The sequence below is a fragment of the Francisella orientalis FNO12 genome (assembly GCF_001042525.2).
Classification (GTDB): domain Bacteria; phylum Pseudomonadota; class Gammaproteobacteria; order Francisellales; family Francisellaceae; genus Francisella; species Francisella orientalis.
In genome coordinates, this window is sequence record NZ_CP011921.2 from 297,859 (window position 1) to 314,668 (window position 16,810).

The window sequence follows — 16,810 nt, forward strand, 5'->3', positions numbered from 1 at the left end:
ATTTGACTTGTTTTATTCTGTTGCGTCAGATTTTGCTTTCTCAATTTGTGCATCTAGGCTAGCAGCTTTTGAAAGATTTTGTTGAGCTTCCGCATCTAGGACATTTGCCTGATCCTTGTCATATTGAGACTTAGAAATATCAGCCCTAGCTTCTTTATTAAGATTTCCAGCATCAGTTGTTAGTGTATTAGCTTCTAATTGATCCTGTTTAGCCTGTTCGTTTAATTGGCTTTGTTGTTGTTCTAGATCTTGTAATGCACGTTCTTTTTTGTTTGGCCCACATGAAGCAAGTAAGCTTACACATACTACAGAAGTAAGTAATATTGCCGATAGTTTTTTTATAGCCATTGGTTATTTCTCCTAACAGTTATTAAAATCAAATTGACACAAATTAATTGGTATTATTTTAGTTATGCTAAATCAATAATTATTAGTAAATACTAAATGGTTAATTTTTTATTAAAAATTAGTGATTATATCTTAGGCTAGTGATGGAGAATTCCTAGTGATAGTGCTTTTAGAATAAATTAACAGCATGAAGAAACATGATTGCACAGAAAATTGTAATAATACCTACAGTAATATTTAGTTCTTTTCTATTGCAAAAAACAGATATTAAGAACCAGACTAAATACCCGTAGCAATACCTGTTGATATTGATGATGCAAGAGTCATCATTATCATGGTGAAAAATGCAGGAGTAGCTTGAATGAAGTCATTCCAGTTAACATTTGCTACTTGTTGCATCATCATTATACCTATTAGAACTAATGCTGGAGAAATCACTTCTATTGGGATAGAGCTAATTAATGGTGATAGAAATAAAAATGGTAAAAACATTAACCCCGCAAAGATAGCTGTAAGACCAGAACGTGCTCCTTGGGCAATACCTACACCAGATTCTACAACTACTGTAGAAGGACTAGAGCCTAGTATGCTAGATACTATAGCGCTTGTAGCATCAGCAAGGAAGGTTTTTTTAGTTCTTTATCTCTATGATTATGCTCTTTTTGCATACTTCCATATAAGCTATATATGGTTCCAGTACCATCAAAAAGACTTAAAAAGCAGAATGTTAATATTGTTGGTAAAATAGCGAATTTTAAGCCACTTATGAAATCTATTTGACTTATCAAAGAGAAATCAGGAGCACTTACTATAGTAGTTGGTAGAGCTATTATTTTTTCATGAGAAAAATGCTCTAAAGGTATAGATAATATGTAGCCTATTATGATTACTATAATAATTGGTACAGGAATTTTTTTATGAAAAGTATCACTAATAATATTAAACATACCATAAATAATACGGTATGTGGATTGATGCTATTTAAAGTTAATAGGCCTTCGTTAGAAGTAATAAAGTCACTATTTATAAAGCCGATATATGCAATAAAGAGTCTAATGCCAGCTCCTAGGGATTGCTTGATTGACTTAGGGAGGCTTAGCATAATTTTTGTACGAATATTTAAAATTACTAATAAGCTAAATATTATCCCTGACCAAAATGTTGCGCCTAATACGGTTTGCCATGGTAGGCGATACACTGATACTGCGGTGTATGAGAAGAAAATATTCATTCCCATACCAGGAGCTACTACAAAAGGATTGCGTGTAAATAACCCCATGATTATGTTACCAAAAGCAGATACTAAGATTGCGCTTGTTACCAAAGGATTGCTGAGCATACCAGCAGCAGTTAGTATTTTTGGGTTTACTGCAATGATATAAGAAATCGCTAGAAAGGAAGCTAGTGCTGCTAGGAATTCTTTTTTTATTGAGGCGTTATTTGCTTTTAGATCAAGGAATGATTCTATTGTTTTCAACATGTTTTACAGCTAAATCACTAAAAGTTATATTGTAGTAATTAGTATGACAAAAGTCTATTTGGTTTTGAGGTTTAGCAAGATTTTTTATATTTAGAATATAAGTTGTCTAATTGTTGTCTAATATTGCTTCCTATATTTCTATAATCACATTCGCGTAAGTTTGCTAAAGAGACTCTAGCAGAAGGATGTAGATCATCAAAGCCATTACCAGGTAGAAGTACAATCCCCATTTCAGATGCCAGAGTTTTTAGCATATCATTGACACTATGATTTTGTATTAACCATTTAGAAAAAAACTTATCATAAATTACAGTTGAGAGATGTTCTAAATCTAGAAGTGTATAATATCCAACATTATCTGAATTATAACGGTGCTGTATCTTAGGTGATATTGAATTAAATAAGATATTGTAGCGTCTTCTGATAAGCTTTTTTGCTTCTTTACGATAAATATCTTGATTATCTAATAAGCTAGAAAGTGCAAAAAGGCTCATTTGTAATTGTTGAGGTAGTGAGATTCCAGCAGTATGATTTAGTGCAACAGAGCGACTATCAGCTACTAATCTATCAATAAACTTTAATGTTCTTGAATTTGTTGTAAGAGAGCTGTAATGCTTATCAAGCTCTTGCAATTTTTTATCATCAAGTTCGCTAATCATTTTGTCAAAAATATTATCTTTGTGTAGAGCAATTGTACCGATACGCCAGCCAGTTGCTCCAAAGTACTTGGAGAATGAGTAAACACAAAGGGTGTTGTATCCACATTTTGAGAATAATGATTCAAAGTCATCTGAAAAGGTTGCATAAACATCATCGGTAATAATCATTAAATCAGATCGATGATCTTCGATGATCTTCGCTATTTTTTCTAGAACAGCGTCACTAATTTTGACAGATGGTGGATTGCTTGGATTTACTAAGCAAAGAATTTTGATAGTAGGGTCTAATAGTTTTTCTAGCTCTTTGTCAGTAACTTGCCAGTCTGCTTGTTCATCAGCATAGATGTGAACTATAGTATTGTTATATTCTGGAAGCTCTGGAATTTCAAGATATGGTGAAAAAATAGGGCTAATCATCACTATTTTATCATTAGCATTAAGCAATCCATTTATTTTTACAGATTGGAAAATATATGTCATGGCAGCAGTCCCACCTTCTGTTGCAAAAATATCAAACTCTAGTGGAATATCTGTATTTTTATAGAGCTCTTCGCGTAGGTAGTGCATTACAATTTTTTCAGTTATAGAAAGCATCCTTGGTGGCGAAGGGTAGTTACATCCAAGATATGCATTAGTCATTTCATATAAAAAATCTTCTTTATTAATGCCTAAGTGATCATCAACAAAAGAGATTGCAGCTTTAAGAAAACTAATTCCATCTAGCTTATCGTTAGCCATACAGTAGAAATCAAATCTTTCTAACATACCTTTTTTTTCAGGTAAGCCACCAAAGATGTTATCAAGACAGGAATAAGATCTTTCAGATTCTTTGAGTGCAAAGTCTCCAAGATGTAAGAAAGCATGTCTTGGAACGGTTGCCAAAAAATTAGGATTACCACGACCAGCATTTAACATTAATCTATCGGCTTTACTTGTTGCTAATTTTATTAATTCATCCTTAAATTCAAACGGACTTAAATCTTGTTGGCTCATAAAAATATCCTTTTAATTAGGTATGATTGTTACTAATGCAACTATAATAGGACCCCATAGTGTCAGCCATATATTTGCTAAAGCGTAAGATGATGTGAATGGAATTACAGGGGTAGCGTTGCCCGCTCGTTCTAATAAAGCAGCAAAACCAGGGTTTGCGCTTCTACCACCAGCAATAGTTGCTAATAATATAATTGGGTTTTTGATTTTAAGTAAATAGTACGATATATAAAAAGAAATTACTTGAGGTATGATAGTTACGCCAATACCCAAGAAAAATAGTGTAAGTCCGTGCTCCTTGATGGCAATTATAGCTTGAGGTCCAGCAGTAATTCCAACACTAGCTACAAATATTGCTAAACCTAAGTCTCTGATAAAATTAGAAGCGCCTAATGGTAGATTGCTAAATTGAGGTTTCACTGATCTGATCCAACCAAAAATCAAGCCTGATAGTAAGCAACCAACACCAGCTCCTAAAGTTATTGAAATACCAAAGATATTGAAACTTATTAGGCCCAAAAGATAACCTAAAACCATTCCTAAACCAAAGAAAATAAAATCAGTAATCAGAGCTTCAGAAATATAAGTCCCTATCTTGTTGCTAATTTTGTCAAGATCTTCTGGTTTGCCTACTAGGACAATTTCATCGCCTCTTCTTAGTTTTAGATTGTCAGAAATAGGAAGCTTCTGACCAGAACGAATAATTTTTTGTAAAAAGACTCCGTAGTAATTTTTGTTTTGAATTATAGTTTTGATTTCTTGGATAGTTTTGTTGAAAAGATTCTTGTTTGTTAAGATGAAAGATCTTTTTTCTTCAATGAAATTGAATTGCGGAGGTTTGGTAATTTCATCATCATTTGAAATGATAGATTGTATGTCTAAATCTTCGTAGAAGGTTATGGCTACTATATCATTAGTATTTAGGGTGGTTTCAGAGGTTATAGTTAGTAGTTGATTATCGCGAATGATATTTTCTATCACGACTTTATACTCATATGCTTTATATATTTCTATAACTGATCTATTTAGTAGTTCTGAGTTGTGACTAATTCTATATGCTCGAGTAGTGTATTCGCTAAAAGCAGAGAATTGACCAGCTTCTAAATCCAAGCTACCATCTGATTGTTCGGTCGCTAGTTTAATAGCTTCTTTTCTGATATCCCATTTCATTATAAGAGGGAAGATTGTAGCTAATAGAATAATTGGCCCAAAAGATCCAAAAATATAGCATACGGCATATCCAACAGCAACGTTAGCTTGCATTGTATGAATAATCGATTCTGGTAGTGAGCTTATTGCAGCTATTGCATTATTTGCCGAGCCTATCATGGCTGATTGAGTTAGTCCTCCTGCACCTAGTCCAGCTGCCGTACCTTTATCTAATTGGAATATCCAAGCAAAAGCTAATACACATATTAATCCTAGTAAACATGTTATAGTTGAGGAAGTTAATAACAAAATAGTACTTTTGTTTAGTGATCTAAAAAATTGTGCCCCTCCTTGATAGCCAACAGCATATATGAATAAAACAAAAAACAAAGAGCCTATCTCTGGTGGAATCATAATATTAAGTTGTCCTATGACTACTCCAATTATTAGAGATCCTGAAATACCACCTAATACAAAAGTCTTGTACTTAATTTTTCCGAGTAAATAACCAATACTTATCGTTAAAAATAGTGTTATGAGAGGGTTTTTGAGTGTATTGAGTACTAACTGTAGAACCATTTTGAATCTCAGTATGACTGTATACATAAAGTATAGCAGACCTTAATAGGTATAATAAATTACGGAGTTGCGATTCTTTGAGTATTTATATATCCACCTGGTACTGACTCAATCAGCGATTTGAGTTCGAGTTCAAATAGAATAGGGGGTTATTTCGATGTAAGGAAGTTTCGACTCAGTAACTATTTTATCAATCGTTGCGAGCTCTTGTCCGATAATATCTAGAATTACTTTTTCGGGGTCACTCAGGTTTATATTATCAACAGCTATTTTTGTAGAAGTTTCTTGTAACAAGTTGTTTGGGTTGATATTTATCTCTTCTAGAATATCATTGATATCGCAAACTAGTTTTGCTCCTTGTTTGATTAATTCATTACAGCCTTGACTTGATGTGCTAAAAATACCTCTTGGTACTGCAAATACTTCTTTGTTTTGTTCAAGAGCATGTTGAGCAGTTATTAATGAGCCACTTTTGCTAGCTACTTCGATTACAACAACTTCTTTAGATAGTCCGCTAATGATACGATTTATCTGAGGAAAAGTGTAACGTGAAACCGTTGTTCCTAGGGGTAGCTCAGATATTATTAATCCATTATTGGAAATAATATTGCTATATAGTTCTCTATTCGAACTTGGATATATAATATCAACTCCTGTACCTACTACTGCTATAGTGTTTAAACTGTTTTCGAGAGCATATTTATGAGCTAATGTATCTATTCCATATGCTAGCCCACTTATTATAGTGATATTTGAGTCTTTGAGTTCTTTGCAAAGTTTGTAAGTAGCATTCTTTCCATAAGTAGAGTTATTTCTTGCACCAACAATTGCTAATTGAGCAGTCTCTAAAAGCTTTGTATTACCTGTACAATATAATAACAAAAGGAGGGTTACTAATATGTTTAAGACTTTCTGGGTAATCTTGATCTGTGTATATTACTAACTTGTTATTGCTATTTTCTAGCCAGTTATTAATTTTATCTAGATAGCTTTGATATTTTCTATTGCTGAGATACTCTATACTCTCAGAACGTAACGATAAGCTTTTGATAAATTCGCTTGGATTATCGACAATCTCCCTAAAGCTAATGTTAAGTTCTAATGCTCTCAAAAGACGGCTATTACCAAAATATGGAGTGGATGAAAGAGCAATTATGAAATTAATGACATCGTTCATTACAATCTAGTTGTTGCCATCGTGTTGCTAGTAATTTCCTGTAGTGAATTTACAATTATTGCTATAGAGTAGTTGTTAGATTCTCTATATATAAAACCATAACCTATATATTTAGGTGGTATAGGAAAGACATCAGTTCTACTCTCTGGTTCGTATAATATAACTTCTGCTCCTAGTTTTAGGCCATCAGTAGCTCCTTTGTTAAGTAGAATACTATTATAAGATGATGAGAATGTGTTTGTATTCATAACATCTTCGAGAACATTAACAGTTACTTTGCTGGCCATTCTAAATGTTTCATTTGGAAGTTTTTGATCTACAATAGCATCGGGTATTACATAATTGCCAACGCCAGCTTCTCTAGTTAGATTGGTAATCGTAAGAGCTGTAATGCCTTTATAAGTATGGTCATATTTTGCAGTTCCTAGCCTATAGTATTTTGTATCGTCATTAAATGAGGATAGAGGTTTAGGTTCTGAAATAATAATAAAGTTTTTGTTATCAACATTTTGAGGATATTCTTTATTGGCAAAAATCTTGAAGCCTATACTAAGTACAGGCCTTTTTTCGCTAGAATCGTATATTCTTGATACATTATCAACCTCATTACCATTTAGTAGGTAAACATTTGAAAAGAATTTAGTATAATCTGCAAGCCTTACATGTTTTAGATTTTGTTCTATATTATCTATTTGCTCGATAAGTCTACTTTTTAGAGTAATTTCAACTCTTTGATTTATTGCTCTATTTGAGCTTGTGTCATTTGGGGCAATAGGGTCTTGGTAGCCTAGAGCTTTAATTATAATACCATTATTTTTATCTAGCCCTCTCCTAACAAGATACTCCTCGACACTTTCTGCACGGTTCTGAGATAGTCTAATATTGTATTCCGTCAGGATCTGTTTATCAGTTAGAAGTTTTGACTCAACTTTTCCTGCATATCCTCTTATTGTAAATGTTGTAGTGTCCGTAAGTTTTAGGTAAGCATAGAGTTTATTGAGAATTTGCTTGGCTTGATCATTAAGGTTATAGCTATCAGCATCAAATTTTATATTTGTTTGAATTAGATCTGGACCTTGTTGTTCTTTTAAACATATGAAAGACGGGTTAGATTCTATTAATTTTTTTGTGCATGGCTCCAGTGTTGGAAAGGAGAGGTTTTCATCGCTAGGATTCTCACTACCAGTAAAAGTTTCACAGCTTGTAATGGCAAGCACCAATATTAATATTGCACCAATGTTTAATAGTTTTTTCATATGGGATAAATAAAGCTTATAATCTTATTAGTAGGATTTTACTATAAAGTTATTGTTGAGAATAGTATTTGTAGCTAAGGTTGTTAACTTATCTCTACAAAATCAGTTTGTCATGTAAACAAAAGATGAATAAAATCTGTAAATATGGTATCTTGTAGTTCAAAAACTATAATTAGAATTTATATGAAAATAACTTCAGATAGCTTTTTAAAAATACACTTTAAATTTAGATTGAAAGATGGTTCTATAGCTGAAGATACAGAAAACTATAATAGACCTTTTATATTTCAGATGGGTCAAGGATGTTTTACTGATAAGGTTGAAAGCGAGCTGGAGGGGGCATCTATTGGTGACAGCAAAAGAGTCGTTTTAATGCCAGAAGAAGCATTTGGTGAAAAACATCCAGCAAGTATATACTCCGTACCAAAGTATAGATTTCCAAAGGATATGGAGTTAGAAGAAGGTTTAATTGTATCATTTAGCCAAAAAGATGGCTCTAAGCTACCGGGTTTGATTACCGAAATTAATGAAAATGATGTTACAGTAGATTTCAATCATCCATTATCAGGTCAGATAATTGTATTTGAAGCTAAGATTTTAGATATAGCAGAAAAAGAGGAAGATTTAGGTGAAGATATTATTAGCTAATCCCAGAGGCTTTTGTGCAGGAGTAAGCAGAGCTGTAGAAACTGTAGAAAAAGTTTTAGAAGTTGAAAAGTCTCCTATCTATGTGCGTCATGAAGTTGTCCATAATAAAGTTGTTGTCGATTCTTTGAAGAAAAAGGGTGTAGTCTTTGTTAAAGATGTTGATGAGGTTCCAGATGATGCTGTATGTATATTCAGTGCTCATGGTGTTTCGCTACAGGTCGAAGAATCTGCAGCTAAAAAAAATCTTGTCTTATATGATGCGACATGTCCATTAGTTACTAAAGTTCATAGAGGTGTTCGACTAGCTAGTAATAATGATGCTGAGTGTGTTTTGGTTGGGCATAAGGGACATCCTGAGGTTCAGGGCACAATAGGCCAGTACCGTAGTATAAAAGGCGCTATATACCTAGTTGAAAGCGAAGAGGATGTAAGTAAGCTGAATATAAAAGACCCTGAGAATCTGTATTATGCAACACAAACAACTCTATCAGTTGATGAGACCCAGTCTATTATAGAAGCATTGAAGGGTCGATATCCAAATATCAAAGGACCTAAAAAAGAAGATATTTGCTATGCAACTCAGAATCGTCAAACTGCAATAAAATCAATGCTTAAAGAAATAGATATCTTAGTTGTTGTAGGTTCACAAAATAGCTCGAATTCTAATAGGCTTAAAGAGCTGGCGACACTAGAAGGTATTGATTCTTATTTGGTTGATAATCCTTCGGAAATTAGGAAAGCATGGTTTGACGATAAGAAAGTTTGTGGTGTAAGTGCCGGAGCATCTGCACCTGAATATCTTGTTCAGCAAATAATTACAGAGATATCTAGGATCTGTGAAGGAGATGTTGCTGTAGAGGAGTTTGATGGTATCAAGGAAGAAGTGTATTTTCCTCTTCCTAGATTACTAAAGCAGAAAATTATTAGCATTAATTGAGGAGAGTTTATGCAGAGGTCAGTTAGAGGTGCGACAACGATAGAAAAAGATACTAAAGAGAATGTCTTAAGTGCTACAAGAGAGCTTTTGCAAGAGATGATAGATCTCAATAATATTAAGTCAGAAGATATTGTTAATATTATATTCACTGCAACTAGAGATATTGAATCCGAATTTCCTGCTGTTGCAGCTCGTGAGGTGGGTTTAGTTAATGTTCCTTTGATTGATTGCCAGCAAATGATGCGTAAAGGAGCATTAGAGTTTTGTATTAGGGTTATGTTGACATATAATACAACTAAGTCCCAGATTGATGTAAAACATGTGTACTTGCATGGGGCGAAAGTATTAAGACCAGATTTATTAATAAAGTAGTAGGATTATAGTGATGTGGTTATTAGAAAATATTGATATGAAAAAGTCAAAATATATACTTCCTAGTTTATTTACTAGTGCAAGTTTGTTGTTTGCTTTTTTGGCTATTATTGCTGCCTTTCAAGGTAACTTTATCTCATCGGCAGTATATATGTTGTTAGCAGGGTTCGCTGATGCATTTGATGGTAGAGTTGCTAGATATACCCATACTCAGACAGAATTTGGTGCTGCATTAGATAGTCTTGCTGATGTAGTTTCTTTTGGAGCAACTCCAGCCTTGGTAATGTATTTTTGGAGTTTACATAATTTGGGAGCTTTAGGAGCTGCCATTGCATTTTTATATTTACTTGCTGTTGCTTTGAGGTTAGCAAAATTTGATACTATGCCGGCTAGTGATAATTCTGAAGAAAGCGTATTAGAATGTCGTCTATACTTCTATGGCATGCCTTGCCCAGCTGGGGCTGTAACTATCTCAGGCTTAATCTGGATGAGTCAAAGATTTTTGGTTGGAGACTCTACATTCTTAAGTGTTGTGGTTGTAGTTCTTACGGCATTTACTGCGCTATATTTGGCATTTATGATGGTTAGTGATATTAAATTTAGAAGTTTCAAAGATAGTGACGGTAAAGGTAATATTAGTAAGCTATATGTTATTTGTTTTATACTAATAATTTTGATGCTATTTACAATGCCAGATAAATTACTTTATTTTATAATGATTGGTTACGCTTTGTCTGGTCCAGTATCTCATTATAGGTACAAGCAGAAAATCAAAAATAGTGATTTAAATGAAGATTCAGTAGTAGATGGTAAAAAAAATTATAGATGCTGATTAGTGTGTAGAGTTATTCTTTGATTGTAACAAAAGCATCGTGGCTAGCATGGCCTTGTTCACTTATAATACCTGCGGATACTCCTCCTGGTTGCTGCATGTATCCTGGTTCGTTAGAGTCTAAGTTTTGATCAGTTGGAGGAGGAATTACATATCCAAAAGAATCTCCTCCGGAGTTTGAGCACGATATCAAAGCTGTAGCGACAAAAGCTAATACTAACAAAGTTGTTTTTTTCATTATATATAAATCTAAAATTTTATTATTGATCTTAATAATAACAGATTTATATTTAATTTAGATGTATTAAATGGTTTATAATTTATATTAGTTTACGTATAATTGGCGATAATACGCGCGAAAATATATGAAGATATAAGTCTGTCAGGAATATTTATGGATAATTCTATTTCTTTAGTTCAATTAATTTTACATGCTAACTTTATAGTTCAGCTTATCATGTTAGGCCTAGTAGCCATGTCTGTTTACTCTTGGGCTATTATGTTTGAAGTCAACAATCGTGTAAAAAAATATCGTAATGAACAAGTTCAATTTGATAAGTTATTTTGGGCGGGACATCATATACAAAAATTGTATGACTACTACCTCCAGCATAAAGAAAACATCTTTGGTAAATCAATAATATTTTGCTCAGGTTTGAGAGAATTTAATAATCTTAAAGATACTGGGATACTAAGAGGCGATACTATTCTAGAAGGTATGGAAAGAACAGTAAGTATAGCCATATCTCAAGAGGCGAAAGAACTAGATAGAAAATTACCAGCTTTGGCTACGATAGGTGCTGTATCTCCATATATTGGACTAGTTGGTACTGTTTGGGGTATTATGTCGTCATTTAATACACTTGGTGGTGTAGAACAGGCCACAATTTCTGTAGTTGCTCCTCATATCGCAGAAGCACTAATTGCTACAGCACTTGGTCTTTTTGTGGCAATTCCTGCTGTTATTGGTCATAGTAGATTGTCTAATCAGGTTGATGATGTTTTGTCAAGTTATGAATCATTCCAAGATGATCTATGTATATTACTTTTGAAAGAGGCGCATAGAGATGAAGTTCAACAGCAACATCAAGAAAGCTTTTAAATAAAGGCTTTTGAATATGAAAAAGAGAAACAGAAGATTTTTTAGAAAAAAAAGACCAATGGTGCAAATCAATGTAGTACCTTATATTGATGTAATGTTAGTGCTTTTGGTTATTTTTATGATTACAACACCTATATTAACACAAGGTGTAAAGGTTGATTTACCTAAAGCTCAGTCTGAGAAAATACCTTCTAACGATAGTAAGCCTATTGTTGTTACTGTCAACAGGGATGGAGAGTGTTTTGTTAATCAAGGAGTTAGTGATCCAAAAGCACCACTAAGTGCTAGAGATCTTACAAATGCAGTTGTTAGCTTATCTCAGCAATCCCCTGGTAAGCCTGTATACGTACGAGGTGATAGTAGTGCAAGTTATGGCGAGGTAGTAAAAGCTATGGCTTTTATTCAAAGAGCAGGTGTAGATAAAGTGGGGTTAGTCACTGAAGATGGCAAATCTTAATTATCAAAAAATTATTCGTTTTTGTAAAAAAGCAGTGGATGAAAATCTATTCTTAGTAAAAGCAATACTTGTACATATTGGTATGGTAATTTTGCTATATACGCTAGCCTTTATAAGTGATCTTAAGTTTGGAACTAGCCAGGCAGCTTTGAGTGCTGAGGTTCAGAAGGCTCCTAAGCAACTTCAAATTATCCAAGCAACATCGATAAGTAGTAGTGAATTGAATAAACAGATTTCTGCTTACGAAAATCACCAGCAAGAATTAAAACAAGCTAGAGAAGATATCAAGCAAGCAAAAAAACAGGTTCTTATAAGACATCAACAAAAACCAAAAGAACAAGCAGAAGCTGAGAAAGGGGCAAAGCTAGAAGCAAAACGTAAAAAACAACAAGAGTTAAAAGCTAAACAAGAAGCCAAAGAAAAAGCTCGTCAAGAAAGGTTAGCTAAAGCAAAAGCGGAAGCTATCGCATCAGCTAAGCGCGAGGCGGAAAAAAATCAGGCAACTAGAGCATTAAGTAGGTATTTTGTGGAATATACAGATAGGGTTGGTGCAAACTGGATTAGGGATAACTGTAGAGGAATATATAGCTTTCCAAAAGTTGTTACTAAAGATGGAAAATTTATTAGGCTAGATGGTTCTACTGGGAATCCTGTGTGCGATCAGTCATTAATTGAGGCCGTTGAAAATACGACGCCGCCAGAGATTACAAATTCAGTGGCGAAACAAAGAATACAAAATGAAAACTTAAGTATAGAGTTTAAACCAGAATAAGGGTAAAAGAAAATTATGATTAGAAAAATTATTAGTATTTTTTGTATTTTTATTTTTTTACTAACGAGCTTACAAGCAGAGCTAGTTGCTACTGTAACTACTGGAGTAATTCAAAAACCATTGGTAACTGTAATAAGTAATAATGTTGTAGATCAATTTCCTCAACAAGTAAATTCTATAATAGTTTCAGATCTTAATCATAATGGTAAGCTACAAGGTGATGACTCTATTAAGTATGAAATTAATCAAAGTCAGAATATACCTTGGAAGAGTTTGAAGTCTGATTATGTTGTTTTAACAAAATATACAAAAGATTCAAATAATAGCTACACTGTTGAAGTACAGATATATAAAAGAAATGATACAAGCTATATTAGATCTATAACATATAAAAATATAAGTACAACTTTGGTAAGACCTTTAGCTCATAAGGTTGCCAATTATGTATACCAAAAACTTACTGGAGAGCAAGGCTTCTTCTTGACAAAGTTGGCATATGTGCAAGTAAGTAATCCTTATGCTAGATATGGCAGAATTTATGAGCTTGTGATATCTGATTATGATGGGTATAACAAACATACTGTTCTTAGACAGAGTGATAATCCAATAGCTACACCATCATGGTCGAATGATGGAAGATATATAGTTTATACAAGCTATAGTGGAGGTAGCATGGGTGCGTACACTTTAGAGATAGCTACCGGAAAAGTTACAAGGATATCTAACTTTAAAGGGATCAATAGTTCGCCATCATTCTCTCCTAATGGCAAAGAAATTGCTTTAGCTTTATCTAAAGGTTATTCTGATCAAACTAATATCTGTATATTAAATTTAGCTACTAAAGCCTTAAAGAGAGTAACTATAAATGGTATAAATACAGCTCCAAAATTCTCACCAAATGGTCAAAGCATAGTATTCACATCTGATAGAGATGGTCGTCCAAATATCTATGTTGCACCGGTTAACTCAAGATATCCTCAATCATCTAAACTAAGTAGTAGAATATATCAAGGCTATGAGCCAAATTATACTCCAGATGGTAAAGATATTGTATTCATGAACCAATCTAGATCAAGTTGTACTCAGATAGCGGATTTTAATTTAGCTAATGGAAGTGTAACAAATATTACAAATGGTAAATCAGATAGTTCACCTACAGTATCTCCATTTGGCAATATGATTGCGTATATATCTACAAACTCTAGAGGTTATAGTTCATTAGATATGGTATCGTTAGATGGCGACAATCATTTTAATGTTGACACAGCTAATAATGGTAATATTTTAATTCAGTCCCCAAGCTGGTCACCCAAAAACTTTTAAGGAGCTTGTATGAGATTTTTGGTTAAAAATTATTTTGTTTTAGCTTTATTAATTACAGGTTGTACGTGGTATAAAGGACCTCCTTTACAAGCTAATGCAAATGGTAGCTTAGATGGTTCATCTTTGAATGAAACAAGTGGTCCTGGTTTTATCAGTACGCTTAAAAGTGGTGAAAATTATGGATCAAGTTATACTGGCTATGCAGATGATGGTGGTAATTATGAGGTTTCAAGTTTTGAAAATAGCTAAAAATTAGGAGTTAAATATGATGAAAAAAAATATTGTGAGTATAGTGGTTGTAAGTTCTATGCTTATGTTGGCGAGTTGCTCAAGCACTAGACTGGATAATAGTGATTTAATCAAAGATAAGTACGCTGGTGTTGATAGTTCACAAGCTTTAGAGATGTCTTCGCAAATATATGGTTCTGATAATATGAGCTCAGATCAAGTTGAGCAAATGAAAAAAGAGCTAATGGATATTAAGTGTAGATCAGTATACTTTGGTTTTGATAGTTATAATATTACTGATGATGCTAAAGAATGCTTAGATAAGACAGCAGACTATCTAATAGCGCATCTAGATCAACCAATCAAATTATCAGGTAATACTGACCCTAGAGGTAGCGAGAAATATAACTTTAACCTAGGACAAAAGCGTGCTGAAGCAGTATACAACTACTTATTAGGTAAAAATGTAAATAAAGATCAAATCTGTGTTGTAAGCTATGGTAAATTAAAACCAGCGGCAGAACCAACTCAGTTCTATGATGAGTTCTGTACAGATGGTGTTAATGATACGTGTTCATATAAAGCATCTGAAAAAGCTTTCTACTTAGATAGAAGAACGGAAATTGATTTCGGTGTGAAATGTGATGAGAGTAATTCTTCAAACTAATTAATAACCTTTCATCTCGATTTGTAATTTTATCTTTAACTATTTTTTTATCTCAAATTGTTCTACAATAGTCGTATAATTTTTTGTTTAAATTAAATATTATGATTAAAATTCCTAAAATTGGTTTTGTGAGTCTTGGTTGTCCAAAAAACCTTGTTGATTCTTAGCGTATAATAACTAAGTTAAAAGCTGAAGGTTATGATTTAGTTGATAGCTATGATAATGCTGATATGGTTATAGTTAATACTTGCGGTTTTCTAAACTCTGCTATTGATGAGTCTTTGGCAGTCATTGGTGAAGCAATAGCTGAGAATGGCAAGGTTCTAGTAACAGTATGTCTGGGAAATAAGGCAGATCTTATTAAAGAAAAACATCCAGAAGCTCTAAGTATTACAGGGCCTCAAGATTATGAGAACTTGATAGAAGCGGTGCATACTCATGTTCCGATATTTGCAAATGATTTTGTATCTTTAGTACCACCACAAGGTATTAAGCTTACACCAAGACATTATTCGTACTTGAAAATATCAGAAGGGTGTAACAATACTTGTACTTTTTGTATTATTCCAGATATTCGTGGTAAGCTAAAAAGTCGCTCAATTGACAACATCATGAAAGAAGCTGAAAAGCTTAAAAATGCAGGTGTTAAAGAGCCTACTTGTAATATCTCAAGATACTTCTGCGTATGGTGTTGATATTAAGTACAAATCAGGTATTTGGAATGATAAAGAATATCAAAGTAATATTTTAGATCTTGCTACTGCTCTTGGCGAATTGGGTATGTGGACGAGACTACACTACGTTTACCCTTATCCTCATGTTGATAAAATTGTGCCGCTTATGGCACAGGGTAAGATACTTCCTTATCTTGATGTACCTTTACAACATTCATCTCCTGAGGTTCTAAAAAGAAATCTAAAAGTAGGTAAATTTGCAACCGTCGAGATTACAGAGTCGACTGAGTATGATCTGATAGATGATTAGTTTCTGTATATTAAACTTTCTTAATATTCATTTATCTGTATAAAAAATCCATAATCTTATTTGTATACTTGTAGTACTAGAGCATAATTTTGGGAGAGTGCTATGAGTGGTAATTTAGTTGTTATCGGAGTTTCTGGTTCTATAGGTTGTGCTATAACTAAAAGATTGAGATATTTGTACCCAGATGCGAATATATATGCTTTTTCGCGTTCTATAGTAGCTGATCGTTTAGAGGGTGTAGTTTACGGGCATATTGATTACTCGGATGAATCAACAATCGAAAAAGCCGCGAAAGATGTTTATGAAAAATCAGATTCTATTAATCTGGTATTTGTTGCTACTGGCATATTACATGCTCAAGATATAAAACCAGAGAAGTCGCTAAAAGAACTATCGGTAGATAAATTTATTGAGCTTTTTAAAGCAAATACAATTTTCCCAGCTCTTGTTGCAAAACATTTTATCCCAAAACTAGCCAAAGATACCAAATCTATATTTGCAGCTATTTCTGCAAGAGTTGGTAGTATATCTGATAATCAGCTTGGTGGTTAGTATGCTTATAGAGCTTCAAAGGCTGCTTTAAATATGTTTATCAAAACAGCAAGTATTGAAACTAAGCGTTTAAATCCAAGTGCTGTGATAGTTGGGCTTTATCCATGGACTGTCGATAGTTATCTTTCTGAACCTTTCCAAGCTAGAGTGCCTGAGGGCAAGCTTTTCACGCTAGAGTATTCTGCTAGTAAGCTAATTGAAGTTTTAGATAGTTTGAAAGCAGATGATAGTGGTAAATGTTTTGTATGGGATGGTGAAGAAATTGCTCCATAGTTATAATTTTTTAGGTTTTATT

At 33.4% G+C, this 16,810-nt stretch carries 17 protein-coding genes and 3 pseudogenes; 12 read left to right on the plus strand and 8 right to left on the minus strand.

Features of this window, described 5'->3' with window-relative positions; all coding sequences use genetic code 11:
• Positions 1 to 12: 12 nt before the first annotated feature.
• From FNO12_RS01640 to FNO12_RS01665, 7 genes and pseudogenes are all read right to left on the minus strand, one after another.
• The gene (locus FNO12_RS01640; RefSeq protein ID WP_014714418.1) at positions 13 to 348 is read right to left on the minus strand and encodes a hypothetical protein; all 336 of its coding nucleotides are present in this window, start codon (positions 346 to 348) and stop codon (positions 13 to 15) included.
• A gap of 169 nt (positions 349 to 517) precedes the next feature.
• A pseudogene (locus tag FNO12_RS01645) lies at positions 518 to 1,828 on the minus strand (NCS2 family permease).
• A 71-nt stretch (positions 1,829 to 1,899) separates the two neighbouring features.
• Positions 1,900 to 3,480, minus strand: a complete 1,581-nt coding sequence (locus tag FNO12_RS01650) for a bifunctional aspartate transaminase/aspartate 4-decarboxylase (protein WP_030003354.1) — start codon at positions 3,478 to 3,480, stop codon at positions 1,900 to 1,902.
• Between the two features lie 12 nt (positions 3,481 to 3,492).
• Positions 3,493 to 5,208 (minus strand): aspartate-alanine antiporter, encoded by a 1,716-nt coding sequence (aspT, locus tag FNO12_RS01655; protein WP_014714419.1) that lies wholly within the window; start codon positions 5,206 to 5,208, stop codon positions 3,493 to 3,495.
• A gap of 132 nt (positions 5,209 to 5,340) precedes the next feature.
• The gene (gene dprA, locus FNO12_RS01660) at positions 5,341 to 6,090 is read right to left on the minus strand and encodes a DNA-processing protein DprA (protein ID WP_231138677.1); all 750 of its coding nucleotides are present in this window, start codon (positions 6,088 to 6,090) and stop codon (positions 5,341 to 5,343) included.
• Positions 6,068 to 6,385 (minus strand): hypothetical protein, encoded by a 318-nt coding sequence (locus tag FNO12_RS10050; RefSeq protein WP_231138678.1) that lies wholly within the window; start codon positions 6,383 to 6,385, stop codon positions 6,068 to 6,070. Before FNO12_RS10050 ends, dprA begins: the two co-directional genes overlap by 23 nt.
• Entirely contained in the window at positions 6,385 to 7,641 is a 1,257-nt protein-coding gene (locus tag FNO12_RS01665; protein WP_014714420.1) for an OmpA family protein, read from the minus strand. Before FNO12_RS01665 ends, FNO12_RS10050 begins: the two co-directional genes overlap by 1 nt.
• A gap of 183 nt (positions 7,642 to 7,824) precedes the next feature.
• On the opposite strand from FNO12_RS01665, the gene fkpB reads away from it, so the two are divergent.
• Genes fkpB through FNO12_RS01685 form a run of 4 tightly spaced genes read left to right on the plus strand, consistent with a single transcriptional unit; the run spans position 7,825 to position 10,430 of the window.
• Complete coding sequence (fkpB, locus tag FNO12_RS01670) at positions 7,825 to 8,289, plus strand: FKBP-type peptidyl-prolyl cis-trans isomerase (protein ID WP_030003355.1); 465 nt, start codon at positions 7,825 to 7,827, stop codon at positions 8,287 to 8,289.
• On the plus strand, positions 8,270 to 9,226 hold the full coding sequence (gene ispH, locus FNO12_RS01675) for a 4-hydroxy-3-methylbut-2-enyl diphosphate reductase (protein ID WP_014714422.1): 957 nt from the start codon (positions 8,270 to 8,272) through the stop codon (positions 9,224 to 9,226). The genes fkpB and ispH overlap by 20 nt, the downstream gene beginning before the upstream one ends.
• Positions 9,227 to 9,235: 9 nt before the next feature.
• Entirely contained in the window at positions 9,236 to 9,598 is a 363-nt protein-coding gene (gene aroH / locus FNO12_RS01680) for a chorismate mutase (protein ID WP_014714423.1), read from the plus strand.
• Between the two features lie 7 nt (positions 9,599 to 9,605).
• Positions 9,606 to 10,430: a CDP-alcohol phosphatidyltransferase family protein gene (locus tag FNO12_RS01685; RefSeq protein ID WP_094888829.1), complete on the plus strand. Its 825-nt coding sequence runs from the start codon at positions 9,606 to 9,608 to the stop codon at positions 10,428 to 10,430.
• A gap of 13 nt (positions 10,431 to 10,443) precedes the next feature.
• Here the strand turns inward: FNO12_RS01685 and FNO12_RS01690 are convergent, their stop codons facing one another.
• Positions 10,444 to 10,668 (minus strand): hypothetical protein, encoded by a 225-nt coding sequence (locus tag FNO12_RS01690; RefSeq protein ID WP_014714425.1) that lies wholly within the window; start codon positions 10,666 to 10,668, stop codon positions 10,444 to 10,446.
• A gap of 156 nt (positions 10,669 to 10,824) precedes the next feature.
• Between FNO12_RS01690 and tolQ the strand changes: the two genes are divergently transcribed.
• The 8 genes and pseudogenes from tolQ to FNO12_RS01730 all read left to right on the plus strand — a co-directional run bounded on the left by tolQ (position 10,825) and on the right by FNO12_RS01730 (position 16,788).
• On the plus strand, positions 10,825 to 11,532 hold the full coding sequence (gene tolQ, locus FNO12_RS01695; protein WP_041257278.1) for a protein TolQ: 708 nt from the start codon (positions 10,825 to 10,827) through the stop codon (positions 11,530 to 11,532).
• A gap of 16 nt (positions 11,533 to 11,548) precedes the next feature.
• Positions 11,549 to 11,989 (plus strand): protein TolR, encoded by a 441-nt coding sequence (gene tolR / locus FNO12_RS01700; protein ID WP_014714427.1) that lies wholly within the window; start codon positions 11,549 to 11,551, stop codon positions 11,987 to 11,989.
• Complete coding sequence (gene tolA / locus FNO12_RS01705) at positions 11,976 to 12,761, plus strand: cell envelope integrity protein TolA (RefSeq protein WP_014714428.1); 786 nt, start codon at positions 11,976 to 11,978, stop codon at positions 12,759 to 12,761. Before tolR ends, tolA begins: the two co-directional genes overlap by 14 nt.
• A gap of 18 nt (positions 12,762 to 12,779) precedes the next feature.
• Positions 12,780 to 14,084, plus strand: a complete 1,305-nt coding sequence (locus tag FNO12_RS01710) for a PD40 domain-containing protein (protein WP_174805278.1) — start codon at positions 12,780 to 12,782, stop codon at positions 14,082 to 14,084.
• Between the two features lie 9 nt (positions 14,085 to 14,093).
• Complete coding sequence (locus FNO12_RS01715) at positions 14,094 to 14,333, plus strand: hypothetical protein (RefSeq protein ID WP_014714430.1); 240 nt, start codon at positions 14,094 to 14,096, stop codon at positions 14,331 to 14,333.
• A 16-nt stretch (positions 14,334 to 14,349) separates the two neighbouring features.
• Positions 14,350 to 14,979 (plus strand): OmpA family protein, encoded by a 630-nt coding sequence (locus FNO12_RS01720; RefSeq protein ID WP_014714431.1) that lies wholly within the window; start codon positions 14,350 to 14,352, stop codon positions 14,977 to 14,979.
• Between the two features lie 101 nt (positions 14,980 to 15,080).
• Positions 15,081 to 15,891: pseudogene (locus FNO12_RS01725) on the plus strand (radical SAM protein); the annotation flags it as partial.
• Between the two features lie 174 nt (positions 15,892 to 16,065).
• Positions 16,066 to 16,788: pseudogene (locus FNO12_RS01730) on the plus strand (SDR family NAD(P)-dependent oxidoreductase).
• The last annotated feature ends 22 nt before the right edge of the window (positions 16,789 to 16,810 follow it).

Coding starts and splice junctions, on each gene's coding strand:
- FNO12_RS01640 (WP_014714418.1), bottom strand. CDS start 348: ATGGCTATAAAAAAACTATCGGCAATATTACTTACTTCTGTAGTATGT.
- FNO12_RS01650 (WP_030003354.1), bottom strand. CDS start 3,480: ATGAGCCAACAAGATTTAAGTCCGTTTGAATTTAAGGATGAATTAATA.
- aspT (WP_014714419.1), bottom strand. CDS start 5,208: ATGGTTCTACAGTTAGTACTCAATACACTCAAAAACCCTCTCATAACA.
- FNO12_RS10050 (WP_231138678.1), bottom strand. CDS start 6,385: ATGAACGATGTCATTAATTTCATAATTGCTCTTTCATCCACTCCATAT.
- FNO12_RS01665 (WP_014714420.1), bottom strand. CDS start 7,641: ATGAAAAAACTATTAAACATTGGTGCAATATTAATATTGGTGCTTGCC.
- fkpB (WP_030003355.1), top strand. CDS start 7,825: ATGAAAATAACTTCAGATAGCTTTTTAAAAATACACTTTAAATTTAGA.
- aroH (WP_014714423.1), top strand. CDS start 9,236: ATGCAGAGGTCAGTTAGAGGTGCGACAACGATAGAAAAAGATACTAAA.
- FNO12_RS01690 (WP_014714425.1), bottom strand. CDS start 10,668: ATGAAAAAAACAACTTTGTTAGTATTAGCTTTTGTCGCTACAGCTTTG.
- tolQ (WP_041257278.1), top strand. CDS start 10,825: ATGGATAATTCTATTTCTTTAGTTCAATTAATTTTACATGCTAACTTT.
- tolR (WP_014714427.1), top strand. CDS start 11,549: ATGAAAAAGAGAAACAGAAGATTTTTTAGAAAAAAAAGACCAATGGTG.
- tolA (WP_014714428.1), top strand. CDS start 11,976: ATGGCAAATCTTAATTATCAAAAAATTATTCGTTTTTGTAAAAAAGCA.
- FNO12_RS01715 (WP_014714430.1), top strand. CDS start 14,094: ATGAGATTTTTGGTTAAAAATTATTTTGTTTTAGCTTTATTAATTACA.
- FNO12_RS01720 (WP_014714431.1), top strand. CDS start 14,350: ATGATGAAAAAAAATATTGTGAGTATAGTGGTTGTAAGTTCTATGCTT.